Origin of the sequence: Streptomyces sp. TLI_55 (assembly GCF_900206255.1) — a bacterium.
Lineage (GTDB): Bacteria > Actinomycetota > Actinomycetes > Streptomycetales > Streptomycetaceae > Streptomyces > Streptomyces aquilus.
Genome location: NZ_OAOJ01000001.1, coordinates 8,222,829 through 8,233,811, shown reverse-complemented (window position 1 = coordinate 8,233,811; position 10,983 = coordinate 8,222,829). Strand labels below are relative to the sequence as shown.

The 10,983-nt window shown below is 74.6% G+C and carries 6 protein-coding genes and 1 pseudogene; 5 read left to right on the top strand and 2 right to left on the bottom strand.

What is annotated here, in order from left to right; genetic code table 11:
- The first annotated feature begins 30 nt into the window (after positions 1-30).
- The 4 genes from lanKC to CRP56_RS49140 all read left to right on the top strand — a co-directional run bounded on the left by lanKC (position 31) and on the right by CRP56_RS49140 (position 6,463).
- Positions 31-2,637 carry a class III lanthionine synthetase LanKC gene (gene lanKC / locus CRP56_RS37725; RefSeq protein WP_097271828.1) on the top strand — a complete coding sequence of 869 codons (2,607 nt, stop codon included), beginning with the start codon at positions 31-33 and terminating at the stop codon, positions 2,635-2,637.
- Between the two features lie 50 nt (positions 2,638-2,687).
- A complete protein-coding gene (locus CRP56_RS37720; RefSeq protein ID WP_059194604.1) occupies positions 2,688-2,804 on the top strand; it encodes a SapB/AmfS family lanthipeptide in 117 nt (38 codons plus the stop codon).
- An 85-nt stretch (positions 2,805-2,889) separates the two neighbouring features.
- Positions 2,890-4,590: an ATP-binding cassette domain-containing protein gene (locus CRP56_RS37715; RefSeq protein ID WP_097271826.1), complete on the top strand. Its 1,701-nt coding sequence runs from the start codon at positions 2,890-2,892 to the stop codon at positions 4,588-4,590.
- A 25-nt stretch (positions 4,591-4,615) separates the two neighbouring features.
- Positions 4,616-6,463: an ATP-binding cassette domain-containing protein gene (locus tag CRP56_RS49140; RefSeq protein ID WP_306459461.1), complete on the top strand. Its 1,848-nt coding sequence runs from the start codon at positions 4,616-4,618 to the stop codon at positions 6,461-6,463.
- Here CRP56_RS49140 and CRP56_RS37705 read toward each other — a convergent pair.
- Positions 6,386-6,946: pseudogene (locus tag CRP56_RS37705) on the bottom strand (LuxR C-terminal-related transcriptional regulator); the annotation flags it as partial. The gene CRP56_RS49140 and the pseudogene CRP56_RS37705 overlap by 78 nt on opposite strands.
- 267 nt (positions 6,947-7,213) lie before the next feature.
- Here CRP56_RS37705 and CRP56_RS37700 point away from each other — a divergent pair.
- Positions 7,214-9,358: a SpoIIE family protein phosphatase gene (locus CRP56_RS37700; protein ID WP_097271822.1), complete on the top strand. Its 2,145-nt coding sequence runs from the start codon at positions 7,214-7,216 to the stop codon at positions 9,356-9,358.
- 69 nt (positions 9,359-9,427) lie between these two features.
- Here the strand turns inward: CRP56_RS37700 and CRP56_RS37695 are convergent, their stop codons facing one another.
- Positions 9,428-10,819: a S1 family peptidase gene (locus CRP56_RS37695; protein ID WP_179851214.1), complete on the bottom strand. Its 1,392-nt coding sequence runs from the start codon at positions 10,817-10,819 to the stop codon at positions 9,428-9,430.
- Between the last annotated feature and the right edge of the window lie 164 nt (positions 10,820-10,983).

Below are 10,983 nucleotides of genomic sequence, written 5' to 3'. Positions count from 1 at the left end.
AGCTCGATGCCGGGCCAAGGAGGGGGAGGCATGGACAAGCGGTACGAGGTGTACGCGCTCGCCGACCGGCACTTCTACGACACGCCGGACCGGCTGTCCGCGGGAGCGCGGCAGGCGGCGCCCCTGTTCGAGGCGGCGCGGCGCGAGGTGCCGGCCGGGTGGGACGCGGCGCGCATCGGCGACTGGCTGACGCTGACGCCGCTCGGCCCGGACGGCGGGCCGGTGGCCGGTCCGGCGCAGGGCTGGAAGGTCCATGCCTCGGCCACCCGGGCGAACGCGGAGCGGATCGCGGCGATCGTCTGGGACTACTGCGTGCCGCGGCGCATCCCGTTCAAGTTCGTACCGGGACCGCATCTGCTGCATCTGCGGAACACCAAGTACGCGCCCCGCGACGGCAGCGGCAAGTTCGTGACCCTGTACCCGGCCGACGAGGAGCAGCTGCACACGGTGCTGCGCGAGCTGGGCAGGCTCCTGGAGGGGTTCGAGGGGCCGTACATCCTGACCGACCTGCGCTGGGGCGAGGGGCCGCTCTACGTCCGCTACGGGGCGTTCGCACGTCAGTTCGTGGTCGACGAGCGGGGCTCGCTGGTGCCGGCGGTGCGGGACGGCGAGGGCACCCTGGTGCCGGACCGCCGGGCGCCGTCCTTCCAGGTCCCGGAGTGGGTGACGCTGCCGGCGTTCCTGGCCCCGCACCTGGCGGCGCGCAACACCACGACGGTGGGCGAGCTGCCGTACCGCATCGAGAAGGCGCTGCACTTCTCCAACGGCGGCGGGGTCTACGCGGGCACCGACACCCGGGACGGCGCCAGAGTCGTCCTCAAGGAGGGCCGGCCGCACGCGGGCCTCGCCGCGGACGGGGCGGACGCGATCGCCCGGCTGGAGCGTGAGAAGTACGCGCTGGAGCAACTGGCGGGGACCGGCGTGGTGCCGGAGGTGCGGGACTGGTTCACGCTCGGCGACCACCGGTTCCTGGTCATGGAGTTCCTGGAAGGACGGCCGCTGAACTCGTTCTTCGCCGAGCGGCACCCGCTGCTCACCCCCGATCCCGAACCGGAGGCGGTGGCCGACTACACGGCCTGGGCGCTGCGCGTCCACGCCGGTGTCGAGCGGGCGGTGGCGGCGATCCACGACCGCGGGATCGTCTTCAACGACCTGCACGTCTTCAACATCATGGTCGGGCCGGACGGGGAGTCGGTGTCCCTGCTCGACTTCGAGGCCGCCGCGCCGATCGACCAGCAGGGCCGCCAGGTCGTCGCGCATCCCGGCTTCTTCGCCCCGCCGGACCGCACGGGCGCCGACGTCGACCGTTACGCGCTGGCGTGTCTGCGGATCGCCCTGTTCCTGCCGGTCACCACACTGTTCGTGGTCGACCGCGGCAAGGCGGCCCATCTGGCGGAGGTGATCCTGCGTCAGTTCCCGGACGTGCCGAAGGAGTTCCTGGACGAGGCGGTCACGGAGATCACCCGGGACACCGGAGGGTCGGCCCCCGTACTGGTCAAACCCTTCGTCGAGCCCGCCGACTGGCCCTACAGCCGCGACTCCATGGTGAAGGCGATCCTCGCCTCGGCCACCCCCGAGCGCGAGGACCGGCTCTTCCCGGGCGACATCACCCAGTTCAACGACGGCGGAGGACTCGGCCTCGCGCACGGCGCGGCCGGCGTGCTCTACGCGCTCGACGCGGTCGGGGCCGAGCGGTACGAGGAGGGCGAACGCTGGCTGCTGGCCCGCACCGCGCCCCCGCCGACGGGCACCCCGCTCGGCCTGTACGACGGACTCGCGGGCGTCGCCCACGTCCTGGACCGGCTCGGCCACCGGCAACGCGCCCTCGACCTGGTCGGCTCGATCCTCGCCGAACGCTGGCAGAACCTCTCCTCCGACCTGCACGGCGGCCTTGCAGGCCTTGGCCTGGTCCTCGCCGAACTCGCCCGCACGACCGGCGAGTCGGAGTTGCGGGACCGTGCCGCGGAGGCCGCCGACATCCTCGTACGACGTCTCGAAGAACCCCTCCCGGACAGCACCCGGCGGCGCCGGGCCGGGCTGTTGCGCGGGGCGAGCGGGCCCGCGCTGTTCCTGCTGCGGGAGTACGAACGCACCGGCGAGGAGCGGCTGTTGAAGGCAGCCGGAGTGGCGCTCCAGCGGGACCTCGACGTCTGTGTGACGCACCCGAACGGCTCGCTGGAGGTCGACGAGGGCTGGCGGACGCTGCCGTACCTCGGCGAGGGGAGCGCGGGGATCGGCATGGTGCTGGACGACCATCTCGCCCACACCGGCGGCGAGTTGGCGGACGTCCGGGCCGGCATCCTCACCGCCGCCACCTTCCGCTTCTACGTACAGCCGGGGCTCTTCCAGGGCCGGGCCGGGCTGATCCTGCATCTCGCCCGCACCTCCACGCCCGGAGCCAGGGAACGGCTCGCCGGGCAGATCGACGGACTCGGCTGGTTCTCCATGTCCTACCAGGGCCAACTGGCCTTCCCCGGACACCAGATGATGCGGCTGTCGATGGACCTGGGCACCGGCACGGCCGGCTGTCTGCTCGCGCTCGGCGCGGCCCTCGACGCCGGGGCGGACCCGCATCTGCCCTTCCTGCCGCCGCTCGGGCGGCCCCACAGCGCGGTTCCGCACGTGACGGAGCCGTGATCCGACCCCGTCCCCACGGGTGACGACAACACCGATGAGAGGAAACCGACATGGCACTTCTCGACCTGCAGACCATGGAAGCCGACGAGACGACGGGCGGCGGCGGCAACAGCAGCCTCAGCCTGCTGTCCTGCGTCAGCGCCGCGAGCATCACGCTCTGTCTCTGACGACCGCGTGTGCCTGAGGCTCCGGGCGGTCCGCTCCCGCGAGGGAGGGGCCGCCCGGGGTCCGCACGTCGGAGGGAAGGTTCGCATGACCACGCCACCGGCAGCGCGTACGACGGTGTTCGGGCCCCTCGGGCCGGCGCCCGGACGGTGTGTGGCCCTGTGTCTGGTGAGTACGGCCGCCGTCGGCGCCGGGCTGCTGCTGCCCGCCGCGCTGGGCCGCGCCCTCGACCTGCTGCTGGCCGGGGCACCGGCGACCCGCTGGGTGGCGTACTGCGCCGCCCTCGTGCTGCTGCTCGCCCTGCTCGACGCGGCCGAGACCGTGCTCGGCGGCACCCTCGACGCCCGCACCACCTCCTGGCTGCGCGGCCGGCTGACCGGCCATGTCCTGGCCGTCGGCCCGCGCGCCGCCCAACGCTTCGGGTCCGGCGACCTCGTCGCCCGCCTCGTCGGCAACGCCGCCCAGGCCGGCACCGCGCCGACCGCCCGGGCCGCCCTGCCGGCCGCCCTCGCGGGCCCGGTCGGCGCACTGGTCGCCCTCGCCCTGATCGACCCGTGGCTCGCGGCCGTCCTGCTGGCCGGGGCACCCGTGCTGGCGCTGCTGCTGCGCGCCTTCGCCCGCGACACCCGTGAGTGTGTCGCCCTCTACCAGCACGAGCAGGGCCGGATCGCGGCGGCGCTCGCGGAAGCCGTCGACGGGCACCGCACCATCCGGGCGGCCGGTGCGGCACAGCGGGAGAGCGCCCGTGTCCTCCGGCCGCTGCCCGCGCTGTCCCGGGCCGGACATCGCATGTGGCGGGTGCAGGGGCGGGCCGCCGGCCAGTCCGTCGCGGTGGCCCCGCTGCTCCAGCTCGGTGTCGTCGCCGTCGCCGGTCTGCTGCTCGCCCGGCACCGGGTCACCGTCGGCGAGATGCTCGCCGCCTCGCGGTACGCGGTGCTCGCCGGGGGCGTCGGCATGCTCGTCGGGCAGCTCGCCGGCCTCGCCCGGGCCCGCGCGGCCACCGGCCGGCTCACCGAGGTGCTGGCCGAACCCGCCCCGCCGCACGGCGACCGGACGCTGCCGCCCGGTCCCGGTCGGCTGGAACTGCGCGGGGTGACCGCCCGGCGCGGCGACCGGGTGGTCCTGGACGGCGTCGACCTCGTGGTGCCCGGCGGGACGACCCTCGCCGTGGTCGGCCGGTCCGGCGCCGGAAAGTCCCTGCTCGCCGCGCTCGCCGGACGGCTCGCCGATCCGGACGCCGGGGAGGTGCTGCTCGACGGCGTCCCGCTGCGCGAGCTCACCCACGACGAGCTGCGCGGGGCGGTCCGGCACGCCTTCGACCGGCCCGCGCTGCTGGGCGGCACGCTGGAGGAGGAGATCGGCCTCGGCCCCGCGCCCGCCTCCCCCGCGCGCGTGCGTGCGGCCGCCCGCACCGCGCACGCCGACGACTTCGTGAACCGGCTGCCCGCCGGGTACGCCACGCTCTGCGCCGACGCCCCGCGCTCCGGCGGCGAGGCCCAACGCCTGGGCCTGGCACGGGCGTTCGCCCACGACAGCCGCCTCCTCGTCCTCGACGACGCCCTCTCCAGCCTCGACACCGTGACGGAGGCGCAGATCACCGCGTCCCTGGTCGGCTCCGGCACGCACGACACCCGGCTGCTGATCGCCCACCGCGCGGCGACGGCGGCCCGCGCGGACGCGGTGGCCTGGCTGGACGGCGGCCGGGTCCGCGCGGTGGGACGGCACGAGAAGCTGTGGCAACTGCCGGGCTACCGGGCGGTGTTCGCGGACGGGGAGGACCCGACGTGAGCGCCTGGCCGGCGCGGTGGCCGTCATGATCACCCGGCGCGGGCTGCGCTTTCTCCGGGACCGGTGGCGGGTCGTCGTCTGGCTTGCCGTCTGGTCGCTGCTGGAGACCGGGCAGACGTTCCTCACCGGCTACGCCCCCGCCCGCGCCCTGGACGACGGGTTCCTGGCGGGGCGGACGGGCACCGGGCTGGCCTGGCTCGGGGTGGCCGGGCTCGGGGTGCTCGTCGGGGCGTTCGGCACGGCCCGGGTCCACACGGCGGTGGCCGAGCTGGTGGAACCGCTCAGGGACGGGCTGGTGACGCGGGTCGTCGCGCGCGGGGTCCGGGAGGGGGACCCGGCGGCGCTGTCCGGGCTCACCCAGCAGACCGAGATCGCCCGGGACACCTTCGCCGGGCTGGTGATGGTGTCCCGGTCGTTCGTGTTCACCGCGGCCGGCGCGCTGATCGGCCTGTGCTCGCTCGCCCCGCCCCTCCTCCTGGTCGTCGGCCTCCCCCTGGTCGCCGGGCTGGCCCTCTTCCTGGCGACGCTCCGTCCGCTGGCCCGCCGCCAGGAGGCGTTCCTCGTGGCCGACGAGGCGCTCGCGGAGCGGTACGGCGCGGTCTGCCCGGGGCTGCGGGACATCACCGCGGCCGGGGCGGAGGAACGGGTGGCCGCCGACACCGGGCGCCACATCGAGACCGAGCGACGGGCCGCGGCCTCGCTGGCCCGCTGGGGCGTGCTGCGGGTGGCCGCGCTGACGATCGGCGGCGAGCTCCCGATCGTGCTCCTGCTGGTGGCCGCCCCCTGGCTGCTCGGACAGGGCGTCACCCCGGGCGCCCTGGTCGGCGCGCTGACCTACGTCACCCAGTCCCTGCTGCCCGCCCTGCGCAACCTGGTCCACGGCCTGGGCACCAGCGGCTCACGGCTGGTGGTGGTCCTGCGACGGCTGCTGCGCGAGGACGGCCCGGCCTCCGCCACCCCCACCGGGCAGCTGCAACGCCCCGCCGACACCCCGCCCGGCACCCCCGCCCTCACCCTCAAGTCCGTCACCTTCGCCTACGGCCCCGCCGCGGCCCCCGTCGTCGACGGCCTCGACCTGGAACTGCGGCCCGGCACCCATCTCGCCGTCGTCGGCCCGAGCGGCATCGGCAAGTCCACGCTCACCGCGCTGGTCGCCGGGGTGCTGGAGCCCGGGCACGGCGTCATCCGGGTCTGCGGGTATCCGGTGCCGGGGTCCGAGGCCGCGGCCCGCCGGGTGCTGGTCCCGCAGGAGGCGTACGTCCACTCCGGCACCCTCGCCGAGAACCTGGGGCTGCTGCGGCCCGACCCCGTGCCCGAGACGGAACTCCTCGCCGCCGCCGAGGCGGTGGGGCTGCTCCCGCTGCTCGACGCGCTCGGCGGCCCCGCCGCCACGGTCGACCCGGCGGCGCTCTCCGCGGGGGAACGCCAGCTGATCGCCCTCACCCGGGCCTGGCTGTCGTACGCCCCGCTCGTCCTGCTCGACGAGGCGACCTGCCATCTGGACCCGTCCGCCGAGGAACGCGCGGAGCGGGCCTTCGCCGCACGGCCCGGCGGCACGCTGGTGGTCGTCGCGCACCGCATCAGCTCGGCCCGGCGGGCCGACCGGGTCCTGGTCATGGACGGACGGACGACGGCGTACGGCACCCACGACGAACTGCTGGAGCGCTCGGCGCTCTACCGCGACCTCGTCGGCGGCTGGTCGCCGGTGCCGTCACAGCCAGCCCTCGCCCTGGGAGATCCTGATCGCGTCGATGCGGTTGCGGGCCCCGGTCTTGCGGGTGATGGCCGCCATGTAGTTGCGCACGGTCCCGTGGGACAGGTGCAGGCTGCCGGCGATCTCCGCGACGGAGGCGCCCTCGGCGGCCAGGGATAACACGCTCAGCTCGCGGCGGGTCAGCGGCATCTCGGCGGCCTTGAGGAAGCCGAAGCCCAGCGAGTCGTCGACGAAACGTTTTCCTTCCGCGACCCGGCGGATCCCGCGGACCAGGCGCTCCGGCGACCCCTCCTTGTCCACGTAACCGAGGGCCCCGGCCTCCACGGCCCGTTTCAGCAGGCCGGGCCGGTTCGCGCTGGCGAGGACGAGGAGGCGCGGCGAGGGCGTGCCGGCCGGCCGGGCGCCGAGGTCGCCGAGCGGCGGGAGCGCGTAGCTGTCCGCGCACTCCAGGTCGGCCGCGCAGACGTCCGGCAGCAGGGATCGCAACCGCCCAGGCGCGTTGCGCCACGGGGTGTCGTAGACCCCCAGGTCCGGTTCCCGGCGCAGCCACTCCGCCAGGACCGATCTGACCAGACACTCGTCGTGCACCAGAAGAACCCGGATCACTGCCCGTCCCCTCGCGTTGCCGTTCGCCGGTTCCATGGGTGAGAAACGTCTGCCCCATTGTTCGCGTCCGGCACCTTTCCCGGGCGCGAAGAACCGGCCATCAGGGTGCGCGGGGGCGCACTGGCGGCTCTCGTACGCCGCCCCGCGCTTCGACTGCGGGGGCATGGGCGAGGGTGGACGGGGTAGGGCGCGGCTGCCACCGGGGCCGGTCCGCTCGCCGTGCGCGTCCTGCCGCCAGGGGGCAGATTTGATCCCGGAGCCCGTCGCACGCCGGGCTCCGGGCCCTTCGGGGCGCGCGAGGAGGTGGTCGGCGTGTCCGACGTGCCGAGGGCCGCGCAGGCGCCGGCGACCGCCCGGACACGGGTCGGCCGGCCGCTGCTGTCCCTGGCACTGGCCTCGATGATGGACGAGGTGCACGCCCACTCCGGCGCGGTGTACCTGCTGGCGTCCGGCGAGCCGGTCCTGGAGATGGCGGTGATGGCCGGGCTGCCGCGGGCCTTCGCGGCGCCGTGGGAGCGGGTCGGGCTCAGCGCGCCGATCCCGGTCGCCGAGGCGGTGCGGGAGCGGCGGCTGGTGTGGGTGGGCGGCGAGGAGGAGATGGCCCGCCGCTATCCGCGGATCGCGGTGGTTCTCCCCTACCCCTTCGCGCTGGCCGCGCTGCCGGTGGCGACGGACGCCAAGGTGCACGGCGCGATCTTCGTGACCTGGCCCGGCTCGCATCCGCCGGAGCTGTCCGACCGGGAGCGGGACCATCTGAGCGCGGCCTGCGGGCGGCTCGCGGTACGCCTGGAGCGGGCCGCCGAGGAGAGCCGCCCGGTGTTCCCGGAACCCGATCTGCTGGCGGGGACGCCGGTGGGCGGCCCGGCGGGCACGCTCGGCACGGTGGAGGCGGCCCGGATGGTGTCGCGGCTGCCGTACGGACTGTGCTCGCTCGATCTGCACGGCCGGATCGTGTTCGCCAACGCGGCGGCGGCCGAGCTGATCGGCGTCCCCGTCAGCAGTCTGCTCGGCACCCAGCCCTGGGCGTCGGTGCCCTGGCTCAACGACCCGGTGTACGAGGACCGATACCGGGCCGCGCTGATCAGTCAGCAGACGACGTCCTTCGTGGCGCTGCGGCCGCCCGGCGACTGGCTGTCGTTCCGGCTGTATCCGAGCACGACCGGACTGAGCGTGCGCATCGGCCGGGCGCGGGCGGTGGCGGAGATGAGCCGGAGCGCTCCGCAGGGGGGCGGCGCCCCTTCTCGGCTGGTGACCATCTCGCAGGTGCTGAGCCTGGCCGGGGCGCTCACCGAGGCGGCGGGCGTGGAGGACGTGGTGCAGCTGGTCACGGACGAGATCGTCCCGGCGGTCGGCGGGCAGGCCCTGGCCGTGCTCGCGTCCCGGGCGGGGCGGCTGCATGTGCTGGGCCACCGCGGCTATTCCGACCCGCATGTCGTGGAGCGGTTCGACGGGCTGCCGCTGACCGAGTCGACGCCGGGCACGCAGGTCCTCAACAGCGGGGTGCCGGCGTTCTTCGACTCGCGGCAGGAGCTGGAGCGCCTGTATCCGGCCCGGAACACGACCCCGGACGGGTTCGCCGCCTGGGCGTATCTGCCGCTGATCGCCTCCGGCCGGCCGGTGGGCACCTGTGTACTGGCCTACGCCGAGCCGCACCCCTTCCCGGCGGACGAACGGGCGGTCCTGACGAGCCTCGGCGGGCTGATCGCGCAGGCCCTGGAACGGGCGATGCTGTACGACGCCAAGCACCGGCTCGCCCACGGCCTCCAGGAGGCCCTGCTCCCCCACACGCTCCCGGCGCTGCCCGGCATCCACGCGGCCGCCCGCTATCTGCCGGCCACGCAGGGCATGGACATCGGCGGCGACTTCTACGACCTGGTGCCCTCGCACGGGGCGGCCTCGGCCGTCATCGGGGACGTGCAGGGGCACAACGTCACGGCGGCCGGGCTGATGGGGCAGATCCGGACCGCGGTACGGGCGTACACCACCGTCGGACAGGCCCCGCAGGACGTGATGAGCAGCACCAACCGGCTGCTGATCGACCTGGGTTCGGACCTCTTCGCGAGCTGTCTGTACCTACGGCTCGACCCGGCCCACGGGCGGGCCGTGATGGCACGGGCGGGACATCCCCCGCCGCTGCTGCGCCGCCCGGACGGCAAGGTGCGCGTCCTCGACCTGGCCGGCGGTCCGCTGCTGGGCATCGACGGCTCGGCGACGTATCCGACGACCGAGGTCGAGCTGGCTCCGGGCAGCGTGCTGGTCCTCTACACCGACGGCCTCATCGAGTCCCCGGGCGTCGACATCGAGGACGCTCTCGCCGATCTGGGCCGGCGGCTGGCGGAGGCCGGGGATCTGCCGCTGGACGCGTTGGCGGACGAACTGGTGGGGCAGGGCGGGGCCGCGCAGGAGCGGAGCGACGACGTGGCGTTGCTGCTGCTGCGGGCGCGGTGACACGAACGCGGTCCGGCCCTCCCGCCGGAGGGTCGGACCGCGTGTCCGTGGAGCGCTGGTGAAGCGGGGTCAGTGGGTCTCGGTCAGGCCGGAGTCGCCCTGTTCGGCACCCGCACCGGTGTCCTGGCCGCCGACCTCCTGGCCGGTCTCTTCGCCGCCGACTTCCTGACCGGCACCGGCTTCTTCGCCGCCGCCGACTTCCTGACCGGCACCGGCTTCTTCGCCGCCGCCGGCCTCTTGACCGGCACCGGCTTCCTCGCCCGCGCCCGCCTCGTCGCCGGCACCCGCACCGGCCCCGTCACCCGCGCCCGCCTGCTCGCCGCCGCCCGCCGCGTCGCCCGCGCCGAGGGTCGCGCCGACCGCCTCCAGGGCGGTGGTGACCGGCTGGAAGAAGGTCTCGCCGCCGACCGTGCAGTCGCCGCTGCCGCCGGAGGTCAGGCCGATGGCCAGCCCGTCCTGGGTGAACAGCGAGCCGCCGCTGTCGCCGGGCTCGGCGCAGACGTCGGTCTGGATGAGGCCGGTGACCGTGCCCTCCGGGTAGTTCACCGTGGCGTCGAGTCCGAGGACCTGGCCGTCGTTGAGCCCGGTGGTGCTGCCCATGCGGAAGACCTGGAGGCCCACCTCGGCGTCGGCGGCCTGGGAGATCTGCACGGTCTTGCCGTCGCCGACGTTGACCTCGCTCGGCGCGACGGTGGCCGGGTCGTCGTACTTCACGAGCGCGAAGTCACCGTCGCCGGGGAACGTGGCCTGGTCGACGGTGGCGATCGGCTGGCCGTCCTGCGCGTCGGCCCACTCGGCCGCCGCGACCCCGCAGTGACCGGCCGTCAGGAAGGCCGGGCTGCCGTCGCCCGCGGTGACGTTGAAGCCGGCCGAGCAGCGGGCGCCGCCGCCGAAGATGGCGTCGCCGCCGGAGACGAAGGTCTTGAAGGTACCGGCCGACTTCTTGATGGTCGCCATGCCCGAGCCGAGGGTGTCGACCGTCGACTCCAGCTGGTCCCACTTGGCACCGGTGACCGTGCTGTCGGCGGTGACCAGGATCTTGTTCGTCCTCGGGTCGACGGCCCACGAGGTGCCCGGGATGGTCGCCTTGGCCTTCAGCGTCTGCGCGCCCGCGGCGAGTTCGGCGAGGCTGTTGTCGACCTCGCGTATCTTCGCGCCGGCCTTCTCGGCCTGGACGATCACGTTGTTGTTGTCGCCCGAGACGACGTTGACGACGAGCTGCTTCTGGTCCGTGTCGTAGTACGAACCGGCGAAGGCCTCGCCGAGCAGGTCCTGGAGCTGCGAGGCGAGATCCGATGCGTCCGACGCCTTCAGCGTCTTCGGGGCCGCCGCGGCTCCGTTGGACGAGGAGCCGTCCTGGGAGGCGTTGGCGTTGGGCAGGAGGATCGCCGCCGCTCCGAGCGCCACCACGCCGCCTGCCGCGATCGCGGCCTTGCGCTTGGGGATTCGCTTGTGACTCAAACTTCTCGACCTCCTGAAGGACGGGGTCAGTGCCACCGTTCGTCGGCGGCTGTTCGGGGCGCCTGGATGGCAGTGGGTACGCAGGAGGCACGTGGGGCGTTCAATTCCGTTTGTTGGCAGTCTCTTTGCAGTACCGAATCAGCCACGGGACCGGCCGGGATCCG

Bases quoted from the DNA above. Each gene is read 5' to 3' on its own strand.
- lanKC (WP_097271828.1), top strand. From the start codon at position 31: ATGGACAAGCGGTACGAGGTGTACGCGCTCGCCGACCGGCACTTCTAC.
- CRP56_RS37720 (WP_059194604.1), top strand. From the start codon at position 2,688: ATGGCACTTCTCGACCTGCAGACCATGGAAGCCGACGAGACGACGGGC.
- CRP56_RS37715 (WP_097271826.1), top strand. From the start codon at position 2,890: ATGACCACGCCACCGGCAGCGCGTACGACGGTGTTCGGGCCCCTCGGG.
- CRP56_RS49140 (WP_306459461.1), top strand. From the start codon at position 4,616: ATGATCACCCGGCGCGGGCTGCGCTTTCTCCGGGACCGGTGGCGGGTC.